Consider the following 26011-nt stretch of genomic DNA (forward strand, 5'->3'; position numbering starts at 1 on the left):
CCTTTCTCTCTATCATATACATTTATTGGCTTTTGTACAAGGAATTTCCCCAAACTAACATAATATTATGATGGCTCATTTATTGGAAACGGTCATTCTTTTGAGAACGAATGGCAATACCAATATAATAAATAGCAGCCTTATTAATTGCAATGATCCTACAATAGATGGATCTGCCCCTACTTCACCAGCAGTAATTGCCATTTCTACTAATCCACCAGGTGCAAGACTGAGCATAGCTGTAGCGAAACTAAGATCAGATAGTATAGCAAATAAGTAACCAAGTATCGTTGCTATCATGATAATAAAGCAAGTAAATAAAAAGAAAATCCAAGAAAAACTTCCTGCTTTTTTCAAGTCTGAAACTGTTATCGATAAACCTAAATGAATACCTATCGATAGTTGCGCTGCATGATATAAACTTACTGGAACGTCACTCACAGGAACAGACAGCAGTTTTAAACTTGCGATTACTAACATAGGAATCAATACATAAGGTGCCGGGATTTTGTAACGCAGCAGATAAGCAATTCCAAAAAGCAAAAAATATAATAACACAGTCCAAACATTTAAGTCGATTACTGTATCGGTAAATGCCTGATATGTATTCTCTCCGATGAATAGGAATGATGCTAACAATGGTACTAAAAATAATACTGCTATTAATCGAATGGTGTGAAAAATAGCTACTAATCCAGTGTTTGCTTTCATCGAATCACTCATGGCTACCATTACAGAAAGACCACCTGGTATACTACCTAGCACACCTGTTGATCGTTCTATTTTTGCATATTTAGCCAGTAGTTCACCGCTTTTCATACAAACATATATCAGTAATAAAGTAATAATCAAAAATGGAATAAAATAAGGTATCACTTTACTTAGTGTATTTGATGTAAAAGTAGAACCAATCTGTGCTCCTGTAAATAAAAAGCTTATTTGCAAAATAGTTTTATTTTGTGTAAGTGGTTCTTTTACTATCCCATTTAAAATAAATACTGTTATCAACGGTGCTAAAATCCATGGTAGTGGAATGTTTAAAAAAATAAATAAACCTGTTGATATGAAGGAAACCATGTACATCAGTAGAAGATAACAAATATTCTTAATCATTCTGCACGCCCTCTTTTTATGCAAAAACTTCCCGAAAAAAACGGGAAGTTATTCGAATAGTGCTAAATACTCTTCAAGCCCTTCTTCTTTAAGCTTATGTTTTGGAATAAAACGTAAAGCTGCGGAATTAATACAATATCTCATTCCGCCTTTGTCAATCGGACCATCATCAAACACATGGCCCAAATGAGAATCAGCCTGATCGCTTCGCACTTCAATTCTTCGCATACCATGAGATGTATCCAATTTTTCAGAAATAGAGCTCCTATTTAGAGGCTTTGTAAAACTGGGCCATCCACATCCTGCATCGTATTGGTCTCTTGTTGAAAACAGTGGTTCACCACTAACAATATCTACGTATATTCCTTCTTCGTGATTGTTCCAATATTCATTTTCAAACGGTCTTTCCGTACCGTTCTCCTGTGTTACATGATATTGAATGGGTGTTAAACGCTCTTTTAATTCTTGTTTCGAGTATTTCTTAGTCCAATGATTTTTGATAAAATCTTCTCTACCAGATCCTTTTTTATACATTTTATAATGGAAACTTTGTTTCTTGTAGTAATCTTGATGTTTTTCTTCTGCCGGATAAAAAGGCTTTGCTGGTAATATGTCGGTTACAATTGGCTTATTAAACTTACCGCTTTCTTCTAATTTCTGTTTGGATTGTTCCGCTAACTTTCTTTGCTCATCATTGGTATAATAAATAGCAGTTTTATACGATTCTCCACGATCATGGAATTGTCCACCGGGATCAGTAGGATCGATTTGCTGCCAAAATATTTTTAATAGTTTTTGATAGGGAAAAATTTCTGGATTGTATGTGATTTCAACAGCTTCACGGTGACCAGTAGTATTGGTACATACTTCTTCATAGGTTGGATTAGGCTTGTCTCCACCTGTGTATCCTGATATCACCTGTTCAATACCTGGTTGTGTATCGAATGGTTCTACCATACACCAAAAACAGCCACCTGCAAAAATTGCTTTCTCTTTTGATTGCTTCGTCATGGGTAAGCCTCCTACTATACATGATTACTTTTATTGTGCTCTTACTCCGGAAAAAATGCAAGTGGTCTGTTTGAGAGAAACCTATATATATAACTTTGGTCGAGATTCGCTTGTGCGAGTTGTAGTCGAAGTTTTCTTTGATTGTTTTTTTGATAACGGCTTATTTTCGGAAGTAGTGCTCTCTTCCATTTCCATTTCTACTTCTACTTCCTCTTCATCACTTTGTTCTTCACTTTCATCATCATCGTTTATCTCATTTAATGCTTTCATCATATTAATTAATTTGGGGGCGTTTTTAATCATCGGACCGTATTCTTTAATTAAGGGAGTCGCTTGTTGAGCGACTTTTAAAACTTGCTGCACATTGTTTAATGTTGTCATTAAATTGGAGCCTCCACCTGTTGCCACATTCGTTGCCTGCGACATGCTATTAGCCTGAGATGGTAAAAATCGTTGAATTAAACCTTGCAGGCCAGATGGATTCGCAGGTTGTGGTGGCATGGGACCTTGAGGGAAGAAACCCTGTGTCGGCATGTTAAATGGTGGTTGGTTTGGTGGACGAAACATATACATTCTCCTTTCCTATTACATGTTGATATAGTATATGTTCATTTGTCTAGATTGGTATAGGCTAGAGAAAAGAGTACTCACTTGAAAACACCCGTTGTTAGAGGTCAACAAAATCTTATTTGCAAAGAAAAGTATACAGCGTGTATCTTAAGACGATGTATACTTTTCACTTTATATATCATATATCATTTTTTCAATTCATTCATAAACAGTTCTAGGAAATTACCAGTTGATATTTCCTGGGTAAGCGCATGTTTAGACAGTATTTCTTTTGTTATTGTTGATTTTTGTATCATTTTGCTTTTTTTTAGCCTATTCTGAACTTTGCAGTAGAGCCAGTCGGGGAGGCTTCTACCACTAGTTTTGCTTTTATTTCTTCTTTTAATTGTGCAACATGGGAGATAACTCCGATTACACGATGATCTTGTTGCAAGTCTTTCAAACATTTTATCGCTTGCTCTAGTGACACTTCATCAAGTGTACCAAATCCTTCATCAATAAAGAGTGTGTCTAATTGGACACCACCAGCATGAGCTTGAACAATATCAGCCATTCCTAGTGCGAGACTAAGTGCTGCCTTGAAGCCCTCCCCACCAGAAAGTGTCTTTACCGATCTTTTTTTACCAGTATAATGGTCAAGTACTTCCAGGTCGAGCCCGCTTTGAGCACCACGTTTTGCTAATTCGTTACTTCGAATTAATTGATATCGATGATCGGTCATCTGACCAAGACGTATATTAGCCTGCAATAATATCTCATCTAAGAACGTCGATAATACAAACCGCTCAAAGGATAGTCTTGCACTATTATCACCTTTGGCAAGGTCAGATAATTCTCCGATATGGAAATAATCATCATTTATTTTCTTCATCTTCTCTTCTAATTGCTTTACTTGTTGAATGGTTGCGATAAGTTGATCTATTTGAAAGGAAATAGATTGGATTTGTTTATTTTTCTCTTCTTTCTCTTTTTCCACCAGGTCAATCTGTTCTTTCATTTTTGTTAGATCTGGTTTTTCCTTCTCCTTTATCCAATCCATCAAACTTTCTAATCGATTTTTCACTATATTCTTTTGTTCTTTATAGTGTGTCAGTTCGGCTTCTATTTCTTGTTGCTTATTGATCGATAGAAGTACTTGCTTGTATTCAGATATGGAGGAAAATTGATAATTACTTAGTGCCTGCTTAAATTTTTCTTCTTGTTCCAAGTATTTTTGCTGTAACTGAAGAGAAAATTGCTTTGCCTCCTCGTATCTCGTTGCCGCCTTGTTCTTTTCCTCAATTGCTTTTTCGTGATCAGCTTGAATGTCTTTCCAATGTTGCAATTTATTTTTTAGTTCTTTCTCCAGCTGCATAACTTGTTCTTTAAAGACTATAGGAGATTCTGTATCCGCAGGAAACTGTGCAAGGATCTGATCATATTTAGCCTGTATCTGATGATAGTTATTGCTCAACGTTTGATATCTTTCTTGTGTTTGCAGTAACTCTTGTTTTAACCTGTCATAGTTTTCTATTGCTTGTTGAATTTCTTGGAGGCGTATTTGTAATGTCTGGACATTTTCCTCATAGTGTTTTGCTGATTCTTTCTTTTCTTGTAATTCTGCTTGGATTGTTTTATCTAATTGTTGCAATTGTTTATGTGTTAATTGCTCTTTATTTATTTCAAGTGAATGGACTAAATGCGTGACAATTTGTTTTTTAGCTTCTCCCTGTTCTTTAATTTGAAGGAGCTTCATCTGCATTTCTTTAGTATCTTCCTGTAGAGAAGTAAGATACTTGGCCTCTTTTTCTATCACTTCATCTGAAACGCTTGAATCCTCTGTTTTAGCGGGATTTGGATGATGAATGGAACCACATACAGGACATGGATCGCCATTTTCTAACGATGCAGCCAGATGACTTGCAAAATGTATTTTTCTTTCTTGCTCTACCTGATCACATCTTTTTACTTGTTCTTCCACTTTTGTTTGCAGTTTGCTCACTACGTTTTTATATTGTTGATAATCTTTTCTTAATATTAATAGATTATTATATTCCTTCTGCAAATCTTTCATATCTGTTGCTTTTCGTTGTAATTTCTCTATTTCAAGATTTAACTGTTGCAAGCTACTTTTTGATTCATGGATTTTATCCTTAATTTGATAACTGTCTTCCTTTATTTTCTCCAGTTCATTCATTTTGTTTGTTAAGTTGGATTGATGTTGCTGCGTTTTTTTGATCGCTTTATCCAAACTATTCAGTTCTTTTTCTGCTGCTTCAAATTCATCCATCTTACTTAGTAATTGTTGATGCTCTTTCAGTTGAAATTGCAAAGACTCACGCTCTGTTTCCTTACTCTTCTCTTCCTCATATTTCTCGTTAATTTGTTCATATATTTTCTCTTTTTCTTTTTGTTGATTAGCAAATTGTTGTAGTTCTTCTTGTTGAGTCTTCCACTCTAGTTTCCGGGTTTCCATTAATTCTTCTAATGGTTTTATTTTTTCTGCTGTTTTTGCCAACTCAAGCTTTCCATGTAAAATATCTATCTCTTTTTGCCTTTGTTGCAATTCTTTGTTCTTTTCTAGCAACTGTTCATACTCATTAAAGTATTCTAGCAGTTTCTTTTGCTGGTAGTTTTGCTCCTGTAATAAGGTTAGTTGCTTGTTAATTTGTTCTACTTCTTTATTCCATGCTATTTTTTCTTCTTCTAGTTGTAAATAGCGCTCATCTAGCTGTTCTATGATCTTTTTATCTGAATCAGGATCAATCGAATCAACTGGAAGCTTTTCGATTTCCTGCTGGTATTGCCACTCTAGCTTACTTAATTGCTCTTCTAATGATTTTGCTTCTTCTTTTAATTTCTCGGTAATATTTTTATAGAAATAAGTGCGGAATATTTTTTGTAATACTTCTTCTCGCTCTTTACTGTTTTCAGAGATTAATTTACGAAATTCACCTTGCGGAATCATCATCATCTTTTTAAATTGTTCATAATCTAGTCCGATCATTTCCTCGATAGTTTCATTCACTTCTTTAATTTTCGAAACAATTAATTCCCATTGCTGATCTTGATTAAAAACATAAAGACTTGCACTGGCCGCTTCTTCTGTAAATCCTTCCCCGCGAGCTTTAGGCTTTTGTTGTTTAGGACTGCGTACTATACGGTATTTTTTTTGATGCAATTCAAACGTAAAACTGACCGAGGTTATTTCAGAAAGATTGGCAAAATGGCTACGAAATGCATCTTGATCACGGTCGGCACCGCTTGCTCTGCCGTATAGGCTGTAACAAATTGCATCAAAAATGGTTGTTTTTCCTGCGCCTGTTGGCCCGGTAATCAAAAATATCGGTTCTTCCCCTAATTCAGTAAAATCAATTCGTTGCTGTTTTCGATAGGGTCCAAATGCGGTTAATTCAAGATTTAAAGCACGCATATTATTTCCCCCTCTCTTCTACCATCACTTTTTGGATGACATCTTTTACATACTTAGCACGCTCTTCTGGAAGTTCCGATCCTTTTATTTCTTTATAAAAAGAAGCAAATAGCTGTTCATGAGTCATTTCTTGTTTTTCCTTGATCGATTGTATCTCTTTTAGTGATTGATGCACTAAGTGATGTTTCCGCTCTAAACGTAAAATATTTGGAAACAGCTTGCGAAGTTTTGTTACAGGATCAATAATTTGTCCATCATCTAACAAGCGGATTTGCAAGTAATCTTCCGTTGCTTCCACTCCCTTTCCTTCTAATAAATCCTCAAAATATCCTTCGACAACCCGTAAGTCTCTTGCTGCTCTTAAAGGAACAGTTCGAACTTGTTTATCCTTTTCATTTAATTCAAGGATGGTAACAGATTTTTTATGATTTGCTTCTGAAAAGGAATATTTCAAGATCGATCCACTGTACCGAATAAAATCATTTTTAATTTTTTGAGGTTGATGAAGATGACCTAAGGCAACATAATCGAATGCTTTAAATAAAGATGCATCAATGTAGGGAGTACCACCGATCATCGTAAGCCTTTCTTCAGACTCTGATTCCATTCCACCTGCAATAAAGGCATGTCCGACTAAAACGTGCTGTGCGTGATCTACTAAGTTCTCTTTTATCTGTTTTACTATTCGCTTCATTGCATCTTGATGTGTGTGGATTGTCTCCTCCTGGAAATAATATTTCACTTGTTCCGGTTCCAAATAAGGAATCAAATGAAAATAAACTTCGTTGTGTCCGTCGCTAAAATGGATTGGTTCAAATATATCTTCTATAGTTGTTGCCAAGTATAATTGTTTCGAGCGAAATAAACTTGCACCAAAGCCGAGTCGGTCAGGACTGTCATGATTACCGGAAATAGCAACAATCGGGATTTCCATTTCAACTGATACAGTTGTCAAAAAAGCATTTAATAATTCGACAGCTTCTCGTGGCGGAACCGCTCTATCATAGAGGTCACCAGCAATGATGATAACATCTGGTTTTTCTGTTTGAATAATTTCGATAAGATTCTCTAACACTATTCGTTGATCTTCTGTCATATGCAGACCGTGAATGATTTTTCCTAAATGCCAATCTGCTGTATGTAAAATCTTCATCTAATATCCACCATCCTTTCCATATTTTTTATCATCATTATACACGAACAAATGATCTACGTCTATTGATACAGAACTAATGTTCGCGTATAATAAAAATTGAGGTGATTAGTTTGATAAACGATCGAGGTAAAATAAAATGGGCTTCTTTAATGCTGCCTGAGCATGTCGAAATGCTCCAAGAATTCTTTTTAGAGGATACACTTAAGGAAAAACCTATCCTAAGTGAAGAATATATAAATGAAATGGAACTAACATTACATCAGGCAATACAGACTAACCAGAAAATAAAAATAAGCTATTACATGAATAGTTCGTTGGAACTGGTTGCTGGTTATGTCCGCAAAATACATCCCATCGAGAAAAAGATAACTCTTCAAGAAGCCACGCTCCAACGACAGGTTCCATTTGAAAATATCGTAGCTATAGAGCTATTCAATGATCAGTAAAAGCCATGAGTGGTCTAACCCACTCATGGCTTCATCTCTCTTCCTTATACTCCTCCCACAACTGATCATATGTTGCAATGGCTTCAGGAAAAGGAGTATGCCATTCAAGATAACTGCTAATTTCATAATAATCGTGAGAGTGCTTAGGAAAGTCATGCTCATAAAACATCCAATCAGCTAACCTTCGAGCATTATCTAACTGTTTATTTCCACGATAACGCATCATAAATTGATAAAAAGACTTCATACTCATTGATCAAATCCTTCATGTATTAATTTTCCATAAATTCTCGATGTTTCTCTTGCTTTTTACGGTAAACCATTCGCGATAATAGGATACTAATTTCGTACAATACGATTAATGGAATGGCAACGACAATTTGCAGAATGAAATCCGGTGGTGAAATCATTGTCCCAATAATAATAAGGATAAAATAACCGTACTTTCTGGTTTTGCTTAAAAATTGTGGCGTAACGAGCCCTAGGCTGGTTAAAAACATCGTTATAACAGGCACTTCAAAGAACACAGCGAATGGAATTGTTACTCTGAATATAAAACGAAAATAGTTTTCAACGGTGAACATGGTATCAAACATTCCATCATTCAGCGATAGTACAAACGGAAGAATTAATTGAATAAAAATAAAGTATCCAAAAGCAAGTCCAGATACAAATAAGATAAAAATGGTTGGAATATATACCAATGAAATTCGTTGCTCTTTTTTTGTCAATCCTGGTTTAACAAATAGCCATAATTGTATACATAGAAATGGTAATGTCGCAGCAAATGCTACAACAAAAGCAATCATAAAAATAATCCAGATAATTTCCTCTGGAGAGATAAGGTTTAACGTAATGTCAATATCGTTTAAAAAGAAATCCCTGATCTCTTCTACAAAATATAGTCCACCGATAAAGAACAACACAAATACAAGTGCTGTCCATAATAATCGGTTGCGTAATTCGGCGAAATGGTCCAAATACCCCATTTCTTTTTCGTTTGGTATTGATTTGTCTTGCTCCATTTTAAACGTCCCTTCATCATAAGCCGGTTACATGCACGAAAAAGATGTAAAAGCATGTCTTTTACATCTTTACCATCTCTTATTTTTCTGATTTATCTTTATCCTCATTGATAATGTCGTTGGTAGCTTTTTTAAATTCACGTAAAGAACTGCCAACCGCTTTACCAATCTCCGGTAATTTAGAAGGACCAAAGATAATCAATGCAATAAGTAATATTAAAATTAACCCTGGAAAGCCGATATTAGATAACATGACGTTCACCTCATTTAATCATTCAATCAAAAAACTACGATTTATGTTCATTGTCTTCTTTTTCATCATCTGTTAATTCACGTGTAGATTTTTTAAATTCACGCAACGTTTCTCCTGTTGCTTTACCGATTTCCGGGAGTTTTTTCGGTCCGAAAACCACTAATGCAATGATTAATATTAAAATCAGTCCAGGAATACCAATAGAAGATAACATCTTTATGCGCCCCTTTATCTAGAATCAGATTCTCACTATCTCCTATCTTACCATGATTTCCAATGCTTGTCTTTATTAACGAAAAAAATATTAATACTTTTTCCGGTCATATTGAATAAAGTAATAATTGTATCTGTTTTTCTCATCTTTTATTCCTTTTTCTTTCTTGGTAATATGCCATTCTGTTTCATCAAATTCAGGGAAAAAGGTATCACCTTCAAACACTTCATCAATATACGTCATGTATATTCTGTCTGCAAAATCAAGTACTTGCTTAAAAATTTCTTCACCGCCAATCACAAACCACTCTTTGTCAGGGTGAGCTTTATTCATATCCTTTATTTCATCGATTGAATTAATGACCTTACAGTTTTCATGCTCAAACTCTTTGTTGGTGGTTAATACAATATTCTCACGATTCGGTAACGGTCCGTTCATCGACTCAAATGTTTTCCGTCCCATGATTATGGAATGAGAAGTAGTTAACTCTTTGAAAAATTTTAAGTCGTTAGGTAAATGCCACGGTAATGTATTGTCTTTACCAATTACTCGGTTTTTTCCCATCGCAAACAATAATGAAATCATTTAGATCCTCCTCTTATACTGCTACAGGTGCTTTTATAGCGGGATGTGGCTGGTAATTTTCTAGTTTAATGTCTTCCAACTCTACCTCGAAAATAGATACTCCTTCTTTGATCGAAACAGTTGGTAATGCTCGAGGTTCACGTTCTAATTGCTTTTGTACTTGCTCCACATGATTGGTGTAAATATGAGCATCCCCAAATGTATGGATAAATTCACCAGGCTCTAAACCACACTCATTGGCAACAAGTAATGTCAGCAATGCATAACTCGCAATATTAAATGGGACACCTAAAAAGATATCGCCACTACGTTGATATAACTGACAGCTTAGTTTGCCGTCTGTTACATAAAATTGAAAAAGTGTATGACATGGCGGTAATGCCATACTAGGAACATCTTCTGGATTCCAGGCAGAAACAATATGTCTTCTTGAGTATGGATGATGCTTTATTGCTTCTATAACGCCCTTCAACTGATCGATCGTGTCACCTTGAGACGTTTTCCATGAACGCCATTGTTTACCGTATACGGAGCCTAAATCACCGAACCTAGCAGCAAACGCGTCATCCTCTAAGATCTTTGTTTTAAAAAAATCCATTTGTTGATCATAATCTTTTTTAAAATCAGGATCCTTTAATGAACGATGTCCGAAATCCGTCATATCCGGTCCTTGATATTCATCACTTTCCACCCAATTTTTAAAAGCCCATTCGTTCCAAATATTGTTATTATGCTTTAATAAATAACGAATATTCGTGTCACCTTTAATAAACCATAATAATTCGCTAACAATTAAACGGAAAGGAACTTTTTTTGTAGTGAGTAATGGAAATCCTTCCTGTAAATCAAAACGCATTTGATGACCAAATATCGATAAAGTACCTGTATTCGTACGATCCTCTTTTTTAGATCCTTCCTCTAGTACTTTTTTGCATAATGCTAAATAATTTTCTTCACTTATTGACATCCTTCATCTTCCTTCCTAGCAGCATTTATTACAAATACGTAACAAAGTTCTCATAAAATCATATTTCCCCTATTTTAACATAAATTTTTCTGTAAGTAATAATTTCGTAAGGGGTGGTTTTATGTTGTTACAAGATCAAATATCACGTGTAGTAAAACACTCCGTCGCTTACAGCTTTGCATTTAGCCAACCTTTTTCTTTTTATGTCGATGCCTATCCAATGATGCAGAACGAAATATTAGAGCAAGCAAACATACTGAAATTCGGAATGCAGCATGAGTCAGTACGGATGCTGCAACATAAATTACAAAGATTATCCTACTATGATTCCTCTATTGATGGAGAGTTTGGTGTTTTAACAGAATATGCATTAAAGAAATTCCAGCAGGACCAATTGTTAGAACAGAGTGGGAAAGCAGATAAAGAGACAATAAAAGCGATCATTAGTAAAGAAGAAGAGTATTATGAAAAGATTTTGAAGCAACATGATCTAGAATTCTCAATTGGTGACCGTGGAGATGATGTCCAAGAAATACAGGAAGCATTATTTTACTTTGGCTACTATCGTGATACTATCGACGGTATCTATGGGGAAAAATCAAATGAGGCAGTAAAAGCCTATAAGCAGGATACAGGTTTGGAAATTCATCATGTTGAAGCAGAAATACAAGAAGAGACAGTCGAATCCCCTTTAGTAGCAACAGTAGAGGTGAACAATCAAGAAGAAAATGCTAACAAAGAAGAACCTAAAGCTAAGACAGAAACAAATTCTCCTGAGTCTGAGGAAGAATCTGCCAAAGCTTCAGTAAGTATCAATCAAGTGATATCATCTGCTAAAGCATATATTGGCACACCCTATCAATGGGGAGGTACAACGACTGCTGGTTTTGATTGTAGCGGCTACTTACAGTATGTCTTCAACCAACTAGGGGTTAGTTTACCCCGAACAGTAAGTGAAATATGGAATGTAACCCAGCATGTAGATAAGCCCTCTGTGGGAGATTTAGTTTTCTTCCAAACCTATAAACCTGGTCCATCCCATGCTGGTATATACTTAGGTGATGGTAAATTTATTCATGCCGGCGAATCCAATGGAGTAGAAATAACAGAATTAAACAAAAGTTATTGGTCAGAAAGATACTTAGGTGCCAAACGAGTCAACTTACAATAAGTCAAAAAAATCAATTTGTTTCGGGTGTAAGCCCTGGTACGTAATATTTAATAATTCGATCAATTGTTTCGCGTTATCTGCTGCATCTCCACCTGAATTATTATTAAATAATATCGTTATCTCTTTTGCTTGTTTTTTAAGAATATCTATTCGATTTACCCACTCCTGTAATTCTGTTTGATTGTAACGGTATAAAAATCGTACCTCTCTCCAATTCTCTTGACCGTGATTATTCCATCCATGGATATTCCTACCATGGAACCGGATTAATACACGGTCATTTGTTGTTTCTAAAACAGTCGGGACAGAGCCTTCCCCTGCTTGAGGTTCATCACAAATAACGTGTGTTACTCCAAGCTCTTGAAGAAATGCTAGTGTTTCATGCTGATGTTCTTCAAACCATGTCCGATTTCTAAATTCAATAGCAATTGGAATGTCTCCCATCCATTGTTTAATTTTTTTGATTTTATTTATGTTTCGTTGTTTTAAATCAAACCATGGTGGAAACTGAAATAATACAGTATTTAATTTGTTAGCTCTCATCACCGGTTGAATAGATTCGATAAAAGTATGAACTAATTCCTGCGCCTCGCGATTGGTTAATGTTTTTCTGTCGTGCCCTGTTAAGCTTTGATAAGCCTTGATTACGAATGAGAAAGTATCGGGTGTTTCATTCACCCATTTTTGGTAATTTTCCGTGGGCTGAATTGCATAAAACGAACTGTCTATTTCTACAACGGGAAAATGCCCACTATATGCTGATAATTTATGTTGTCTATCTTTAGCATTTGTATAAAGTGTTGGATGGTCTCCCCATCCTGTTAATCCGATTAATACTGACAATTGTTACACCTCAATAAGTAGAAATTATATGTATATTATATCTTCCTATTGTAAAAAATACTGTTATTACGATAACATGTTCCCTTCATTTTGAAAAGGTTTTAATCATTGTAAACAAAGGACTTAGATTACATGAATTTCTTGACGTATTTGGTAAAATAAGCTATATTAATTACAAGCAAAGAAGATGTTTGGGGTTCATTATTATCAGGTAGCTTCTATAGAAGTAAATGGAATGGTGATCCTATACTTCTGTGGTTGCTACCTTTTTCATTATCCGTCATCTTGTTTGTATTAACACGTTTTTGCGTGAAAGGTTTTAGGAGGAAAGATAACATGGAAAACGGTGTAGTAAAATGGTTTAACGCAGAGAAGGGTTATGGTTTTATTCAATTGGAAGAAGGAAATGATGTTTTTGTACATTATTCCGCTATTCAACAAGAAGGCTTCAAAACATTAGAAGAAGGTCAAGAAGTAACATTTGAAATTGTAGAAGGCGAAAGAGGCCCACAAGCTGCTAATGTAGAAAAAAAATAAATAAAATTAACCAGGCGATGATTGTCTCATCGCCTTTTATAATGCTTTACTATATCTAGCTTTACATCCATCCTAAAACTTTGGTAATGTTATTTATTGAATGTAGTGTGTTAAGAAAGGAAGCAACGAAAATGCCGAACGAATTACTTTGGATAATATTTGCAGTCATTAATTTTGGGTTACTGTTATTTATGTATCGTGTATTTGGAAAAGCCGGATTATTTGTCTGGATAGGTATGTCTACTGTCATTGCTAATATACAGGTATTAAAAACGGTAGAAATGTTTGGATTAGTTGCCACACTTGGGAATATTACCTATGGTACAGTATTTTTAGCTACAGACATTTTAAACGAAAATCATGGAAAAAAAGAAGCGAAAAAAGCAGTATGGATGGGGTTCTCCTCACTGCTTATAATGACAATTGTCATGCAGTTTGTTTTACAATTCACTCCACATCAAGATGATTTTGCTCAAGATGCACTAGAAACTATCTTTGGACTGATTCCAAACATAGCTATTGGAAGTATGTTGGCATATGTTGTCAGTCAGTATCTGGATGTCTGGATCTATGGTAAGTTAAAACAGTTGCTACCTTCCAATAAGTATTTATGGATTCGCAATAATGGCAGTACGATGATTAGTCAGTTTATTGATACACTTATTTTCTGTTCTATAGCATTTTATAATGTTCATGAATTCAATGTGTGGCTCAGTATATTATTTACAACGTATATGATTAAATTTATTGTATCTGCACTAGACACACCTTTTTTATACATTGCGAAGAAAATAAAACCTAAAATTGTAAATAACGAATAAAATGTTAGGAGTAATACAATGATTGAAGTTTATACGGATGGTGCCAGTCAAGGTAATCCAGGTCCGAGCGCTATTGGCATATATATAAAGTCCGGCCGAGAGCAAATAGAAGAATATCAATTTATTGGAGAATATTCTAACCATGAAGCGGAATTTATAGCGGTTATTAAAGCATTAGAAATATGTAAAGAACGTTTTCCAAATGACATCATCTCTTGTAGATCAGATGCCAAAGTCGTTGTCGATGCAATAGAAAAAAAATACGTTAAGAAAGCTATATTTCATACTTACTTAAATCAAATTAACCAGTTATCAAGTTCATTCCCCCATTTTTTTATTAAATGGATTCCTGAGAAACAGAATCAACATGCTGATGAATTAGCACGTAAGGCACTACAGCTAAATAAATGATCATTCCATTAAGCCATTTTGTTTTAAAAGCAAGATGGCTTCCTTTTTATTTTGTACTTTATGGCGGTTAAATAACTCCAATAGACTGATATAAAAACTGCGATCAAAAGACATTTGAAGTTGTAAGGTAAATGACAATGCCAATTTGACGTGTTCTACGGAAGTATTTGTATATTTATGGCCGAAATAGATAAAGTTTACTTCTTCATCTGATAACTTAAAACCTTTCGACCACAAATTTTCTAAGAAATAAGCTAATATTTCGCTGTCTCTCACTAGAAATCCCTCACTTATACTATAATACATACTGTCTCTTAAACATGTAAATCACTCTATCGCTAGTATAGATTTTTTTAGGTTAGAAGTCTATAGTTCTATCACTTGTTCAATTTTCAAATCATTCAATAAAAGTAATTAATAACAACTCGTTATCATGATCATAAACGAGTTGTTATTAGCATTTGATCTTTAGAATTTACGGAAACTACTTCATCTTTTCTTACCAAAATATTGATAATAATCCGTTTTAATAAATGCATTAAACAGTTTGCGCTTTTTAGAAGCCTTTTGACCGAATAACGCTTCGAATTTTTCATTTGCAGTAAGAATGTAAATACTCCATGTTGGATAATCTTTTAACACTTTTCCAAGCTTTTGATACATTGCCTCTACCTGTTGTTTATCTCCTAGACGTTCACCGTATGGTGGGTTACTAACTATGTATCCTCTCTCTTCCTTTGAGTGGAAGTCTGTCGCCTGCATTTGCTTCCATTGCACTAAATCAGCAAGTCCGGCTTCCATTGCATTCTCACGTGCAATATTAATCATTTTAGGATCCAGGTCAGAGCCATAGATCGCAAGTGGCTGGTCATAGTTGGCTAAATCTTCTGCTTCTTCTAAAGCTTGATCCCACACCGAAGCATGAATAAATTCCCATTCCTCTGCTGCGAAGGATCGATTAAAACCAGGTGCAATATTTTGTCCTATTAGAGCTGCTTCAATCGGTATCGTACCTGAACCACAGAACAAATCATAAAACGGGTCCTCTACACGCCAATTCGTTAATTGGACTAACGCTGCAGCAAGTGTTTCTTTTAAAGGTGCATCTCCCTGTCCAACACGATACCCTCTTTTATGTAAACCAATACCTGAGGTATCTAATGTTAAGGTTACTTTATCCTTTAAAAGTGCTACCTCAATTTTATATTCTGCACCTGTTTCTTCCAACCAGTTAGCAATGCCGTGTTTCTGTTTTAATTTTTCCACAATCGCTTTTTTGACGATCGACTGACAATCTGAAACACTATATAAAGTTGATTTATGTGATTTCCCGATTACAGGAAACTTTCCATCTTCAGGTATAAACTGCTCCCACGCTAACGCTTTGGTACCTTCAAATAACTCATCATAGGTTCTTGCTTCAAATTCACCTATTAATAACTTTATCCTGTCTGCAGTTCGTAACCAAAGATTACAACGGGCAATTGCCTGATGATCTGCCTCAAAGACTACTTTACCATTTTCGACGATAACATCTCCATACCCTAATTGACGTACTTCATTTGCTACAACCGCCTCTAATCCCATCGCTGCTGTTGCAATTAAGGTAACTTTATTTTTCATCTGTGATATCCTTTCTTTTGCTTTCTAAGCATTTCGCCTATTTCCAACGTTCCGTTATGGTACTTGCTGGATAATATAATCTTTTATTTAGAATGAGCTAATCCATACGATTCCATTCCATTATTCATGCTTTTTGTGTAATAGAGTATATACTTATGTATGTACAACAAAACCCCTTCATTAGGAAAGGGGTTTACAATCTTGATCAAGACCAGAATGAATGTCCGTAAGCCATGTTCTGTCCTTGTCGTACTACAAACGGTGGTCAGCCTCGTACCTAAGGAGTAATCATCTGTCTACAAGCTCCTCGAAGCTTGTCCTTCATTCGGTTGAATTCCCTACTAGAAGATGCCCCTACCAATATTTGGGTTGCTCACTCGAGGGGTTTACCGCGTTCCACCTAAATAGTTTCCTATTTAGCTACGTCACTGTGGCACTTTCAAGGTATTCACACCATATCATAGGACTTAGGTGTTTTCCCTGCCGTTAACCTAAACAAGGTTACCTTGACTTATGATTTCGTCAAGCACGAACACTACAAGCATCTCAGCTTGTGTGAGCATGGACTTTCCTCTACACATATAGAATGTGCAGCGATTACTTCAACATTCATTCCTCAATTATTTAAGCCTTCATTATTGTAACACGTATAAAGGAATAGTCAATGGAAATCTAATGATAGAATGGAGAATTATTCCTCGAATTTTTTTCCGAAGACTGCTTTTTCTAAATTAGAAAGTCGCTTTAAAATATCATAATTGACTTGATGATTAGATGTATTTGGCCGAACGCGCGTTTGATCAGATTGTTTTCTTAATCGATCATTTTCTTGTTGTAATCGAGTAATTTCCTCTTGGAAATATTCATAATCTTGAATAATGACATCTAAATACTCGTCTACTTCCTCTTGATTATAACCTCTCATCGCTGTTTTAAAATTTTTTTCTAGAATATCTTTTCCATTTAGTTGATTTCCCATAATTTCCACCTCATTTAATCATTACTTATCATTTTTTCAAAAAAGATATAAGTTGTCAATTTTTAATCTAAGGAGTTTAACTATATTCCTGATGGTCTCTTACAATTTCCTCAAGATCGCTCGGTGTAATGTAAAAAATACTATAGCTGGAATCAGCTTCGGCCTTTTTCATCTTGTCCAGTAGATAACCAGCACTTCCTGGATATTCTTCATCGACAAGGATTAAACAACCATCTGTTTTATTTATCAGCCACCTATCTTTATTTATAAACTGATAAGGTGCTTTATATGACTCATTATAGAGCGGTTGGTAAAAATCAGCTTGCTCAATCACTTGCAGAAATGCTTCCTGATAAATATCCGGCCATCTAGATTCATATTCTAAAAATGGCGGAAATATTCCTAATTTTACCGGGTAATCCTTTTTTAGTTCGAGCACAACTTGTGCTGCCCACAACTCGATTCCCATTTGACCAGACATAATCACCCATTCTAATCCCTCATCGATTAACGAAATCAATCTTTGTTTTAAAGCAATCTTGATAAAATGGATTCGTGGATCCTTTTCATTTCGAATATTTAATTCCATTGGTTTGTTACCAGTAACCGTAATGACCTTCACATTTGACACTACCTTTTTAAAACGATTAAACTGTTTATCATTTAATGAATCATTTGCGATAACCCTTTTTTAAACGAGGGTAACTGTATTTATTAGTATAAAGGAAATGACCATGATATTCTAGTCTTGCCAATCTTTCATTTTTATCCGTATATAGCTTTCGGACTACTTAATCTAGAATTATGTACAAAATAGGAAAAATCAAAAAACCTAGCATGGAAGCGAAGTATGCTAGGGTATCCGATTTAGAATTTATGTTAAATCAGATCATCTCTTTTTTAGAAAACTGTGCAGAGAGAACGTTCACTCCGAAACATTTGGTTAGCACTCGATAATCGGGTTCGGCAGTTAATTATGAGCATAATCCCCGTTGCTTATCCTCAAAATACTTCCAACCCGGTAAAACCCTAATCATCGTCTCCCTTTATTTACAATATTTCCTTAATGAGCTCATAAAACCTTTGATTCGTTAGTTGGTTGTGATACTTCTCTAAATTCGCGTTTATTTTTTCAAGATGTTCTGTATTCTCGAAAAAAGTGAAGAGTTGATTCTCAATATCCTTCCAGTTATCAAGATAGAAAACCACTCCTAACTGCTGTAATTGCTGCAAGTTGATAACCTCTTGGCCAGGAAGCGCGTGGTAGATAAAAGTTGGTTTTCTTTTTCTTAAACATTCACTGATCGTCACTCCTCCTGGTTTGGTTAGAATACCGTCAATCGAATCATAAAGCTCATTCATTTGTTTTCTGCATGCAATATATTTTAGTGGGATGATATTTTCATTATTGAGACTTATCAGTTTCCGGTATAGCTGATTGTTTTTACCACACAAAACATAATACGTTATTTTCCCACTTGTTTGGACGTGATTTAATAGTTCCTCTATCGCGCCAACTCCTAAGTTGCCACCGGTCACCATGATCGAAAGTAAAGAGGAATCACCCTTTATTATAGGCTCACTGTTTGGCTTAATCTCACGATGGACGGGAATACCTGTAAACCATATTCGTTCTTCCGGTATGCCTTTTTTCATTAATAGTTCTTTCATAATAGGAGAGGAAACAAAATGAAAATCGATTTGCTTCGTTCCCCAAAAGCGGTGAATGAAAAAGTCAGTGTAAACATTCACCACCGGAATGTTTATCATTCCTTTTTCTTTCATCACATTTAACATATAGGAAGGTAATGCATGTGTACAAATGATGCAATCGGGTTGTTTCTCTTTAATTAATTGTTTCATTTGTGATAAGAAAAGAAGTTTATATAAGCGGAAATTTTTAGGTTGTTCTATATCTTTATACACACTTTGCTGATAAATCCAATTATATAGTTTAGGAAACAAATGAATCCATTTAAGGTAAACACTAGATACTACCCTTTCTATTTTTCCATAACTATAGGAAAGGATCTCTGCTTTTTCACATATCATTCGAGGTTCATTTAATTCTATTTCATGAATAAGGGAATCTGCAACTTGATGATGACCAGAAGGTATGTTTAAAAATGGTAGAAATAAGATCTTCTTCATGATGCACCTCATAAACGTCAGATTGAATGAATATAGATTGGAAATCCATCCATGAATTACCGTAACAATCAAGTGAAATAACCTGTATAATCGGGAATGGAGGAGTGATAAATATGTACTTGTTAGTTTTTATTAGTTTGATTATCCTAGTGACGATTTTTCTATTCAAAGCTTACAAAAATACAGAAAATATTGTGGTGAGAAATGTTAAGATTGATAACACTCAAACAGAATCAGTTTCAACGTTAAATATCTTGCACCTTTCAGATATGCATTTGGAAAACATATCGATTTCCTCTGCACAGCTATATGACAAGTTAAAAGATGTGAATATAGATTTAATCGCCCTTACTGGTGATTTTCTTGATCGTAAGCGAACACTCCCAAAGCTTATTCCCTATTTACAGGTTTTAAATAAATTAAATCCTACGCACGGTATTTATGCTGTTTTAGGAAATCATGATTATGTTCTAAAGGGTGCAGATCTGCAAACTTTAATAGATACGCTAACGGACTATAATTGCCGTGTAATGCAAAATAGTAATGAAACAATATATATTGAAAATCATCCGCTGAACATTATTGGAATTGATGATTTCAGTACAAATCGCAGTGATTTACAGCAATCATTCACTTCTATTCAAAAAGGAACAAACTTGGTGTTAACACATGATCCAAATATTGTACTTGAAATGAATAAGTATCATTTTGATTACTTGTTAGCAGGTCATTTCCATGGTGGGCAGATTTGTTATCCTAAGGCATACCACCTTGCAAAGATGGGAAAACTTGCAAAAATGAACGTGATTAAAGGTCTTCATTCCCACGATGGTCGTCCTTTCTATATCAGTGAAGGAATTGGACAAACAGGTGTAAACATCAGAGTCGGAAGCTTACCAGAGATAACACTTCATCAATTAGTGATTGCCCAAAATAATCATGCTGATTTGTTTCCTGCTAGCTAATGTAAATAACGATGATAAACTTATTATTTAGTGTTTCTCTGTGACTATACATTCCTAAATTTGGGTTTATGTATAGCAAAAGAACTCCTGTGATTTTGACAGGAGTTCTTTTTATTTACAAAAAGACTAGTCATGAACTAGGATTGATGGAAATACTTCTCTAACAATTTTTCTTTCGACATAAATAAATAACATGGAGTATGTTTTTTCAGGTTGTGTATAGAAATTGACGTAACCGATAGCCAATATATAGGTAATAAAGCAATACATTTAAAATATCTATAAAAACGATTATTTATCTCGACAGCGTCAAAACCTAATTTAGAACTACCACGGTTGAGCATCGTTATTCCAATTATTCCTTTTATTTCATGGAAGTTGGCATGATTATTAATATATTCTGCAAGTTGCGGCAACGACTTTTCTACACTTTTATGGATAACCATAGCCTTTCTAACATCGCTATTTATACTTTTAACACGTTTCATTAATCGTGTGTTATGAAGGTGGATTTTTATTAATACATCATTCTTTCGGATGACAGTGCCATCAGATAAGATGGATTCTTTTCCTTTATAGCGAGTTAAACGAACTCTAAAAATATTTCGATCACTGTCTTTCAGATCATCAATGTAGGTAAGGCGAGTAAACATAAAATAAATAGGATCTATTACTGACCATAATGTAAGCACATATAGCTTGATTTTCATTATCCCTTTCCTCTCATAAAGTTATAGCAATACTATTTTGGCATATGTACAAATGATTATTCTGTAATATATTGCCATAAAAACTATATTTAGTGAGAAAAGTGATGTTTAAACAGATAAAGTAGTTACGATTGGTAAATGATCGGAGGCGATCGGGTTAGAATGATTAATCTTTACATCCAAAATTTCAAAATCTTTACTGACAAAAATATAATCCAATCGTTTTCTAGGGTTAATCGATGGATAAGTAAATCCAGGTTGATCTTCCACTGAATACCATACATCTCGATAGACTTCAACCATTCTTTTCCAGTTGTCGGATTGTTCTTTCATATTCCAATCTCCTATAATAACGGTAGGTTTTTTCGCATCGTTTATAAAGAAATCAATTTGTTTAACATGAAGGTAAGGGTTTAAACTTAAATGTGTTACATAAAAATAGACGAGCTTACCATTTAACGGAATGGCCACCTCTAATATCGATCTATCCTCAATAAAGCAAAATCGACTGCTAAACGAAAAACTTTTGGATGTAGCCAAAGGAAAACGTGATAAAATACCGTTCCCATATTGCCTTGCTAAAGGGTTCTTCCTTGGTTTTAATGATAATGAAGGGCTAAAGGCACCATATAAATTTAGTTCTTTTGCAAGGTAGTCCATTTGATCCTGAAAATTACTTCGTTTTGAAAAATATCTATCTACTTCATTAAGACCGATCACATCAGCATCGCAATCAGCTATTATGCTACAAATCCGATTAAGATCAGCTTTCTTATCTAAACCTTTGCCGTGATGAATATTATAAGTCATTACTCTGAAACGCATGAAGTTGTCCCCCGTTATAATACTTACATTTTAAACGAATGTTAATTACTGTTTTACTAATCTTAAAATCCAATCCTTTAGATCTACTATCCGCTTATGTTCCGGTTCTAGTTCAGTTCCAGTAACGATCATTGGAAAATGAGAATCATCTTTATAAAGAGAACCATGACTAGCACCACCTACATGTGTAGGTGAACCTTCCCCTACAAATTCAAAACCTGGCTTTGCATCCACAATTAAATACCTTCCTGAATGCGAATAAAAAGAACTATATAACCGTGCTAGACCATCTGGGAAATCTCGATAAATTATCTTATCCTCTGAAAGTGTCAGATCTAAAATTCTTTCGTTTCCTTCTATTTGCCATTTCTGTCCATATAAATCTGTAAATGGGCCATCAGGTTTAAAAGAGAGTAGACCTTCTTCATCTCCTGAAATAACATGGACCATGTCACCATATTTCCATGCTATGAAATGGATACGGTTATCTTTTTGTAATTGTATAGCAATATCCTTCTGTTTTAGTTGGTTATCCAATAAATAGATAAAAGACATACGCTCATTTAATCCAAGAACGATTTGATCCTGCTCTTGAATAGGACCACTTATTTGATGGATATAATAGTCTTCTAACAATTTTCTTAAATCAATTAATGCTTGTTGTTTATCATTGTCGATATCACTTTGGCCACTATCCCCCATTACCACCCATATATTTTGCCGAATAGCATCTTCCCAAGATGGATAAGTATTCAGTAGTTCTTGCAACTGTTTATCTGATTTTTCAATTCCTTTCCGCTCATTTACTCCGTTTTTATGAACTAGCTTGTCATTATCAGAGAAATAAACAAGTGAATAAGAGGGTAAATAGTTTTCCTCCATTAAGTATTTAAGTTCTTCTGTAGCAAACTTGTCATTAAAACCAAATGCTTGCCAAAAATGCGTATGGTTATTAGTAGGATTCAGTTTTGATAATAAACCATACGAAAAATATTGAGGTCCATTAATGGAGTCGCCCTTTTCTAAAAAACCATTCATATTTAAAATTCTAGGTACACTTAATAATTTCTCATGGTTTCCCCTAAATACAAGTGTGTTAATCGATGCAGATTGTCCATCTAATTCTTCATGAATTGTTTTTACATCTTTACTTAAATGATGGTGATTAAGGTCAAACAAACTATTGGTAAAAACTTCCCTTACTCCCATTCTCATGATTTCCTTTCGAGCACTACCATAGCTAATAAATTGTTTATTTGATTCATCATACCAAACGAGCCCTGGAATCTTATGCTGATCAGGATATGTTCCGGTCAACAATGTGCTGTCTATCGTCACGGACATAGTAGGGTAGCTGGAAACTATATCAGGATAGTAGTTACCGTTATTCATCAAAAATTCTAATGCAGGTGCTTTCCCTTCCTTTATTGTATCTTGTAGCGCTTGATCCATTAATGAATCAATAATTATCATAACAACAGGTCTAGATGAATTGTTTATTGGTTGATGTAATTTCTCTGTTTTCACCATTGGCTGAATTAAATATAAATAAAGCAAGAGAAATACTATCAAAATAATTAAAAGGACAATCATTAATTTGATCAATTTATTCGATCTCCCTTCTTGCATAGTATGTATCCTCCATTCATTTCGTCATTACGAATCTTGGAATTAACAAGTTCTCCACCATCGATAAAAAGGAATTACGATGATAAGAATGCCTAAATAAATACAAATTCCCATCAATAAATGAGGTATCGATTGAAATAATTGATTGCCAATGTATGCATAAACAATCATACCCGGGCATTGTCCGATTGCGGTTGCTAGAATAAATGGTTTAAATCGCATGGAACTTAAACCGGAATAAATATTGATAACAGGTGGTGGAATAATTGGTATAATTCGACTGAATAAAACAGCTATAAACGCATTCTTATTTATTAAATCATCAAACTTTTTAATCTTTTTAAAATTGCTAATAAGCTGCTGAAATTCTCTTACAAAGACAAAACGAGCAAATATGAATAAAATAGCAGAAGCCCCTATTGATCCTATCCAGTTTATTGTTGCTCCTAACCAAACACCATATTTTACTCCCATTAATGCAGCAAATACGGAAAAAGGAACAACAGGTATAATCCCAATTAAAACAGCAAGAAAGCACATCAAGGGGAACTGTGATGGTTCACTGCGATTAAGCCAATTTAGTAAGGATTCATGATAAAAGAACGCTATGATCAACGTAACACCATACGAAATAATAACAATGATTACTTTCTTCATATATAAGCTCCCCTAAGTGCTCTATTCACCTGATACCGTGCATAATTTTATTGATCACTGAACCACTTTGTAACCTTTGAACCTACTCCAACAAACGTTTCAATGATAGCTTGTGCTCCAGCTATCGATAAAATAAAAATAATCGGCCAGGAAATTTCCGGTACAAACATATAAGCTAACACGATAAGCAAAGCGCTCCACACACCTGCACACCAATAGCAGTTGAGGAGATAACCAAATTTAGAAGTAGGGACATTTTTCAGATGTTCCTCTCCCTTATCATCGATAATTCTTTTCTTTTCTAAAAATGGTTTTCTAATAAATTCGGTTATTTTGTCAAATACAATCAAATGTGTTAGACGGTAACTCGCTAAAATGATAATGAAATATGTTAACCAATCTAAGTTATCCAACGTTTACCTCCCTGTATGTACGCTCATAAATTTTGTTTACATAATAATATTATTGTAATTTTTAGATGAACTAGCAATTCATTATGGTGATAGTATGAAACATAATAGGAAGAATATTCACTTCTCTGGTTATCAACCTAGTATTCCTTTTTGTGCCTTCGAACCAATAATTCCATTTGATGCTAACAACAAAAAAACTGCCATGAAATATCTTCATGACAGTTAACGGACACATTCTTCGGTTATCATCATATCCTTATCGTAACACCTCTTACTTTGTGTTCGTATCGATTATTCCTCCAGCTAGTTATTTTTTCTACTTTTGTTATCTTGACCAATTATTTTGTTGGTTCCATTGACCAGCCAATGGTGATTGCATGGGACCACCATATACATTAACTTGGTCAACTGTATTTTGATAAGAAGTTGTATGTGGGAAGAAATGGGTGTTTTTGACTAAATGGTGATTGACACATGTAGTATGTGAAGGGTGAATGTGCTGTACCTCACTTTCACTACAAGTATGCACTTCATTATACTTAGTTGGATATACAATTTTTTTAGTTGGCATTCCACAGCCAAAAGGTCTCCGATGTCTCATTTATAGTCACCTCACTAATTATTTATTCTATACTAGCGTATGTCATGCCAATGATGTTTGTCTAAGGCATCAACCTAAGGTGACTATTTTTTTTTGTAATTTTTGATATCATTTTTTAATATATCGAAAACATATATAACTGATTGATATAATTCCATATATCTTTTTCTTCTGACATCCACATAATAGCTATGGAGTAATAATAATTTAATGTTTTCTTCCGTTGACTCGATCTGTTGGGGGTGTACATTTACACTTCGATCCTTCACGAAGCTTAATGCTTCTTCATACCATTTATCTACCATGTTAAAAACAGGTTCCGTGTTTTCCTTTACAAACAGAAATAATTCCGGGTCACGTTTATTTTCCGGTCTTTCATGTGTAAGATAATACTCTTTTAAGCTTAATAACTCTTTTTCTAAATCCTCTATATATGTTAACAGTAACAAACTTGTGGACCGCCCTTCTATAACTATCATCCTCATTACTGTAACATGATTTTTTTAATAATTCTATTTATGCCCCCTCTTTTTTATAAATATCACTAAGTGACCAATATTGCTCTTTATTCCGATTATTGGATGTTAAGTTCCATTCTTTTTCGATATTTTCCATGACGGTGATTAGTTTATCTAACTTGTTCTCACAAACTTCTTTCGTAAAGATAGCATGATTGGTTTCCATACTCTACCCCTCCTAAATTATTTACTAACTTGTATTCGTGATACATGTTTGAAATCCCTTGTTATTGACAAAACTAGAAAGAAGATGACAATAACCTGCCAACATATGTATTTTTTATACAAAATGAGCCAAACTATTAACAAAGGAGGGATTGTGATTGCGTGTAAATAAGAAGCGAAAGATGAATAATGTCCGGGAAAAGCAACAGAACAAAGAAATACCGACGCAAAATGACAAAA

The 26011-nt window shown here is 34.6% G+C and carries 31 protein-coding genes and 1 other RNA gene; 6 read left to right on the forward strand and 26 right to left on the reverse strand.

Annotation, left to right across the window (positions count from 1 at the left end):
• Positions 1-75 precede the first annotated feature (75 nt).
• The 5 genes from ACTNEP_RS13050 to ACTNEP_RS13070 all read right to left on the reverse strand — a co-directional run bounded on the left by ACTNEP_RS13050 (position 76) and on the right by ACTNEP_RS13070 (position 7259).
• The gene (locus ACTNEP_RS13050) at positions 76-1113 is read right to left on the reverse strand and encodes an AbrB family transcriptional regulator (protein WP_441162457.1); all 1038 of its coding nucleotides are present in this window, start codon (positions 1111-1113) and stop codon (positions 76-78) included.
• 48 nt (positions 1114-1161) lie between these two features.
• A complete protein-coding gene (msrB, locus tag ACTNEP_RS13055) occupies positions 1162-2124 on the reverse strand; it encodes a peptide-methionine (R)-S-oxide reductase MsrB (RefSeq protein WP_441162458.1) in 963 nt (320 codons plus the stop codon).
• 81 nt (positions 2125-2205) lie between these two features.
• Positions 2206-2691 (reverse strand): VrrA/YqfQ family protein, encoded by a 486-nt coding sequence (gene vrrA, locus ACTNEP_RS13060; protein WP_441162459.1) that lies wholly within the window; start codon positions 2689-2691, stop codon positions 2206-2208.
• 310 nt (positions 2692-3001) lie between these two features.
• On the reverse strand, positions 3002-6106 hold the full coding sequence (locus tag ACTNEP_RS13065) for an AAA family ATPase (protein ID WP_441162460.1): 3105 nt from the start codon (positions 6104-6106) through the stop codon (positions 3002-3004).
• Between the two features lies 1 nt (position 6107).
• A complete protein-coding gene (locus ACTNEP_RS13070) occupies positions 6108-7259 on the reverse strand; it encodes an exonuclease SbcCD subunit D (protein WP_441162461.1) in 1152 nt (383 codons plus the stop codon).
• 113 nt (positions 7260-7372) lie between these two features.
• On the opposite strand from ACTNEP_RS13070, the gene ACTNEP_RS13075 reads away from it, so the two are divergent.
• Complete coding sequence (locus ACTNEP_RS13075) at positions 7373-7708, forward strand: YolD-like family protein (RefSeq protein WP_441162462.1); 336 nt, start codon at positions 7373-7375, stop codon at positions 7706-7708.
• A 31-nt stretch (positions 7709-7739) separates the two neighbouring features.
• On the opposite strand, the gene ACTNEP_RS13080 is transcribed toward ACTNEP_RS13075, so the two are convergent.
• The 6 genes from ACTNEP_RS13080 to ACTNEP_RS13105 all read right to left on the reverse strand — a co-directional run bounded on the left by ACTNEP_RS13080 (position 7740) and on the right by ACTNEP_RS13105 (position 10752).
• Positions 7740-7961, reverse strand: a complete 222-nt coding sequence (locus ACTNEP_RS13080) for a YozE family protein (RefSeq protein WP_441162463.1) — start codon at positions 7959-7961, stop codon at positions 7740-7742.
• A gap of 19 nt (positions 7962-7980) precedes the next feature.
• Positions 7981-8733: a twin-arginine translocase subunit TatC gene (tatC, locus tag ACTNEP_RS13085; RefSeq protein ID WP_441162464.1), complete on the reverse strand. Its 753-nt coding sequence runs from the start codon at positions 8731-8733 to the stop codon at positions 7981-7983.
• 79 nt (positions 8734-8812) lie between these two features.
• Positions 8813-8986, reverse strand: coding sequence for a twin-arginine translocase TatA/TatE family subunit (tatA, locus tag ACTNEP_RS13090; protein ID WP_441162465.1), 174 nt, complete (start codon positions 8984-8986; stop codon positions 8813-8815).
• 34 nt (positions 8987-9020) lie between these two features.
• On the reverse strand, positions 9021-9200 hold the full coding sequence (tatA, locus tag ACTNEP_RS13095; protein ID WP_441162466.1) for a twin-arginine translocase TatA/TatE family subunit: 180 nt from the start codon (positions 9198-9200) through the stop codon (positions 9021-9023).
• Between the two features lie 90 nt (positions 9201-9290).
• Complete coding sequence (locus ACTNEP_RS13100) at positions 9291-9785, reverse strand: dihydrofolate reductase (protein ID WP_441162467.1); 495 nt, start codon at positions 9783-9785, stop codon at positions 9291-9293.
• 13 nt (positions 9786-9798) lie between these two features.
• Entirely contained in the window at positions 9799-10752 is a 954-nt protein-coding gene (locus ACTNEP_RS13105) for a thymidylate synthase (protein ID WP_441162468.1), read from the reverse strand.
• A gap of 121 nt (positions 10753-10873) precedes the next feature.
• On the opposite strand from ACTNEP_RS13105, the gene ACTNEP_RS13110 reads away from it, so the two are divergent.
• Complete coding sequence (locus ACTNEP_RS13110; protein WP_441162469.1) at positions 10874-11923, forward strand: C40 family peptidase; 1050 nt, start codon at positions 10874-10876, stop codon at positions 11921-11923.
• On the opposite strand, the gene ACTNEP_RS13115 is transcribed toward ACTNEP_RS13110, so the two are convergent.
• Positions 11915-12766, reverse strand: coding sequence for a DUF72 domain-containing protein (locus ACTNEP_RS13115; protein ID WP_441162470.1), 852 nt, complete (start codon positions 12764-12766; stop codon positions 11915-11917). The genes ACTNEP_RS13110 and ACTNEP_RS13115 overlap by 9 nt on opposite strands.
• Positions 12767-13102: 336 nt before the next feature.
• On the opposite strand from ACTNEP_RS13115, the gene ACTNEP_RS13120 reads away from it, so the two are divergent.
• The 3 genes from ACTNEP_RS13120 to ACTNEP_RS13130 all read left to right on the forward strand — a co-directional run bounded on the left by ACTNEP_RS13120 (position 13103) and on the right by ACTNEP_RS13130 (position 14535).
• On the forward strand, positions 13103-13303 hold the full coding sequence (locus tag ACTNEP_RS13120; RefSeq protein WP_058307618.1) for a cold-shock protein: 201 nt from the start codon (positions 13103-13105) through the stop codon (positions 13301-13303).
• Between the two features lie 131 nt (positions 13304-13434).
• Positions 13435-14124 carry a queuosine precursor transporter gene (locus ACTNEP_RS13125; RefSeq protein ID WP_441162471.1) on the forward strand — a complete coding sequence of 230 codons (690 nt, stop codon included), beginning with the start codon at positions 13435-13437 and terminating at the stop codon, positions 14122-14124.
• A gap of 18 nt (positions 14125-14142) precedes the next feature.
• Positions 14143-14535, forward strand: coding sequence for a ribonuclease HI family protein (locus tag ACTNEP_RS13130; RefSeq protein WP_441162472.1), 393 nt, complete (start codon positions 14143-14145; stop codon positions 14533-14535).
• Here the strand turns inward: ACTNEP_RS13130 and ACTNEP_RS13135 are convergent, their stop codons facing one another.
• The 6 genes from ACTNEP_RS13135 to ACTNEP_RS13160 all read right to left on the reverse strand — a co-directional run bounded on the left by ACTNEP_RS13135 (position 14536) and on the right by ACTNEP_RS13160 (position 19300).
• Positions 14536-14811, reverse strand: a complete 276-nt coding sequence (locus ACTNEP_RS13135) for a DUF6123 family protein (RefSeq protein ID WP_441162473.1) — start codon at positions 14809-14811, stop codon at positions 14536-14538.
• Between the two features lie 213 nt (positions 14812-15024).
• Entirely contained in the window at positions 15025-16158 is a 1134-nt protein-coding gene (locus ACTNEP_RS13140) for a THUMP domain-containing class I SAM-dependent RNA methyltransferase (protein ID WP_441162474.1), read from the reverse strand.
• Between the two features lie 222 nt (positions 16159-16380).
• An RNA gene (gene rnpB, locus ACTNEP_RS13145) (RNase P RNA component class B) lies at positions 16381-16768 on the reverse strand.
• A gap of 81 nt (positions 16769-16849) precedes the next feature.
• Positions 16850-17137: a cell division regulator GpsB gene (gene gpsB / locus ACTNEP_RS13150; RefSeq protein ID WP_441162475.1), complete on the reverse strand. Its 288-nt coding sequence runs from the start codon at positions 17135-17137 to the stop codon at positions 16850-16852.
• 76 nt (positions 17138-17213) lie between these two features.
• A complete protein-coding gene (locus ACTNEP_RS13155; RefSeq protein ID WP_441162476.1) occupies positions 17214-17759 on the reverse strand; it encodes an SLOG family protein in 546 nt (181 codons plus the stop codon).
• 428 nt (positions 17760-18187) lie between these two features.
• On the reverse strand, positions 18188-19300 hold the full coding sequence (locus tag ACTNEP_RS13160; RefSeq protein ID WP_441162603.1) for an MGDG synthase family glycosyltransferase: 1113 nt from the start codon (positions 19298-19300) through the stop codon (positions 18188-18190).
• 101 nt (positions 19301-19401) lie between these two features.
• On the opposite strand from ACTNEP_RS13160, the gene ACTNEP_RS13165 reads away from it, so the two are divergent.
• Complete coding sequence (locus ACTNEP_RS13165; protein ID WP_441162477.1) at positions 19402-20253, forward strand: metallophosphoesterase; 852 nt, start codon at positions 19402-19404, stop codon at positions 20251-20253.
• A gap of 137 nt (positions 20254-20390) precedes the next feature.
• Here the strand turns inward: ACTNEP_RS13165 and ACTNEP_RS13170 are convergent, their stop codons facing one another.
• The 8 genes from ACTNEP_RS13170 to ACTNEP_RS13205 all read right to left on the reverse strand — a co-directional run bounded on the left by ACTNEP_RS13170 (position 20391) and on the right by ACTNEP_RS13205 (position 25772).
• On the reverse strand, positions 20391-20963 hold the full coding sequence (locus ACTNEP_RS13170; protein WP_441162478.1) for a YkoP family protein: 573 nt from the start codon (positions 20961-20963) through the stop codon (positions 20391-20393).
• Positions 20964-21071: 108 nt separating this feature from the next.
• Positions 21072-21788: an endonuclease/exonuclease/phosphatase family protein gene (locus ACTNEP_RS13175; RefSeq protein WP_441162479.1), complete on the reverse strand. Its 717-nt coding sequence runs from the start codon at positions 21786-21788 to the stop codon at positions 21072-21074.
• A gap of 45 nt (positions 21789-21833) precedes the next feature.
• Positions 21834-23417: an alkaline phosphatase family protein gene (locus ACTNEP_RS13180; RefSeq protein ID WP_441162480.1), complete on the reverse strand. Its 1584-nt coding sequence runs from the start codon at positions 23415-23417 to the stop codon at positions 21834-21836.
• Positions 23418-23459: 42 nt separating this feature from the next.
• Positions 23460-24074: a TVP38/TMEM64 family protein gene (locus tag ACTNEP_RS13185; RefSeq protein WP_441162481.1), complete on the reverse strand. Its 615-nt coding sequence runs from the start codon at positions 24072-24074 to the stop codon at positions 23460-23462.
• A 47-nt stretch (positions 24075-24121) separates the two neighbouring features.
• On the reverse strand, positions 24122-24487 hold the full coding sequence (locus ACTNEP_RS13190) for a DUF1360 domain-containing protein (RefSeq protein WP_441162482.1): 366 nt from the start codon (positions 24485-24487) through the stop codon (positions 24122-24124).
• 325 nt (positions 24488-24812) lie between these two features.
• Positions 24813-25088, reverse strand: a complete 276-nt coding sequence (locus ACTNEP_RS13195) for a CotD family spore coat protein (protein ID WP_441162483.1) — start codon at positions 25086-25088, stop codon at positions 24813-24815.
• An 83-nt stretch (positions 25089-25171) separates the two neighbouring features.
• The gene (locus ACTNEP_RS13200; RefSeq protein WP_441162484.1) at positions 25172-25537 is read right to left on the reverse strand and encodes a DUF1798 family protein; all 366 of its coding nucleotides are present in this window, start codon (positions 25535-25537) and stop codon (positions 25172-25174) included.
• Positions 25538-25604: 67 nt separating this feature from the next.
• The gene (locus ACTNEP_RS13205; RefSeq protein ID WP_441162485.1) at positions 25605-25772 is read right to left on the reverse strand and encodes a hypothetical protein; all 168 of its coding nucleotides are present in this window, start codon (positions 25770-25772) and stop codon (positions 25605-25607) included.
• Positions 25773-26011 lie beyond the last annotated feature (239 nt).

This window comes from Gracilibacillus sp. HCP3S3_G5_2, from assembly GCF_052063305.1.
Classification (GTDB): domain Bacteria; phylum Bacillota; class Bacilli; order Bacillales; family Amphibacillaceae; genus Gracilibacillus.

Bases quoted from the DNA above. Each gene is read 5' to 3' on its own strand.
- ACTNEP_RS13050 (WP_441162457.1), bottom strand. From the start codon at position 1,113: ATGATTAAGAATATTTGTTATCTTCTACTGATGTACATGGTTTCCTTC.
- msrB (WP_441162458.1), bottom strand. From the start codon at position 2,124: ATGACGAAGCAATCAAAAGAGAAAGCAATTTTTGCAGGTGGCTGTTTT.
- vrrA (WP_441162459.1), bottom strand. From the start codon at position 2,691: ATGTTTCGTCCACCAAACCAACCACCATTTAACATGCCGACACAGGGT.
- ACTNEP_RS13065 (WP_441162460.1), bottom strand. From the start codon at position 6,106: ATGCGTGCTTTAAATCTTGAATTAACCGCATTTGGACCCTATCGAAAA.
- ACTNEP_RS13070 (WP_441162461.1), bottom strand. From the start codon at position 7,259: ATGAAGATTTTACATACAGCAGATTGGCATTTAGGAAAAATCATTCAC.
- ACTNEP_RS13080 (WP_441162463.1), bottom strand. From the start codon at position 7,961: ATGAGTATGAAGTCTTTTTATCAATTTATGATGCGTTATCGTGGAAAT.
- tatC (WP_441162464.1), bottom strand. From the start codon at position 8,733: ATGGAGCAAGACAAATCAATACCAAACGAAAAAGAAATGGGGTATTTG.
- tatA (WP_441162465.1), bottom strand. From the start codon at position 8,986: ATGTTATCTAATATCGGCTTTCCAGGGTTAATTTTAATATTACTTATT.
- tatA (WP_441162466.1), bottom strand. From the start codon at position 9,200: ATGTTATCTTCTATTGGTATTCCTGGACTGATTTTAATATTAATCATT.
- ACTNEP_RS13100 (WP_441162467.1), bottom strand. From the start codon at position 9,785: ATGATTTCATTATTGTTTGCGATGGGAAAAAACCGAGTAATTGGTAAA.
- ACTNEP_RS13105 (WP_441162468.1), bottom strand. From the start codon at position 10,752: ATGTCAATAAGTGAAGAAAATTATTTAGCATTATGCAAAAAAGTACTA.
- ACTNEP_RS13110 (WP_441162469.1), top strand. From the start codon at position 10,874: ATGTTGTTACAAGATCAAATATCACGTGTAGTAAAACACTCCGTCGCT.
- ACTNEP_RS13120 (WP_058307618.1), top strand. From the start codon at position 13,103: ATGGAAAACGGTGTAGTAAAATGGTTTAACGCAGAGAAGGGTTATGGT.
- ACTNEP_RS13125 (WP_441162471.1), top strand. From the start codon at position 13,435: ATGCCGAACGAATTACTTTGGATAATATTTGCAGTCATTAATTTTGGG.
- ACTNEP_RS13130 (WP_441162472.1), top strand. From the start codon at position 14,143: ATGATTGAAGTTTATACGGATGGTGCCAGTCAAGGTAATCCAGGTCCG.
- ACTNEP_RS13140 (WP_441162474.1), bottom strand. From the start codon at position 16,158: ATGAAAAATAAAGTTACCTTAATTGCAACAGCAGCGATGGGATTAGAG.
- gpsB (WP_441162475.1), bottom strand. From the start codon at position 17,137: ATGGGAAATCAACTAAATGGAAAAGATATTCTAGAAAAAAATTTTAAA.
- ACTNEP_RS13160 (WP_441162603.1), bottom strand. From the start codon at position 19,300: ATGAGGTGCATCATGAAGAAGATCTTATTTCTACCATTTTTAAACATA.
- ACTNEP_RS13165 (WP_441162477.1), top strand. From the start codon at position 19,402: ATGTACTTGTTAGTTTTTATTAGTTTGATTATCCTAGTGACGATTTTT.
- ACTNEP_RS13170 (WP_441162478.1), bottom strand. From the start codon at position 20,963: ATGAAAATCAAGCTATATGTGCTTACATTATGGTCAGTAATAGATCCT.
- ACTNEP_RS13175 (WP_441162479.1), bottom strand. From the start codon at position 21,788: ATGCGTTTCAGAGTAATGACTTATAATATTCATCACGGCAAAGGTTTA.
- ACTNEP_RS13180 (WP_441162480.1), bottom strand. From the start codon at position 23,417: ATGCAAGAAGGGAGATCGAATAAATTGATCAAATTAATGATTGTCCTT.
- ACTNEP_RS13185 (WP_441162481.1), bottom strand. From the start codon at position 24,074: ATGAAGAAAGTAATCATTGTTATTATTTCGTATGGTGTTACGTTGATC.
- ACTNEP_RS13195 (WP_441162483.1), bottom strand. From the start codon at position 25,088: ATGAGACATCGGAGACCTTTTGGCTGTGGAATGCCAACTAAAAAAATT.
- ACTNEP_RS13205 (WP_441162485.1), bottom strand. From the start codon at position 25,772: ATGGAAACCAATCATGCTATCTTTACGAAAGAAGTTTGTGAGAACAAG.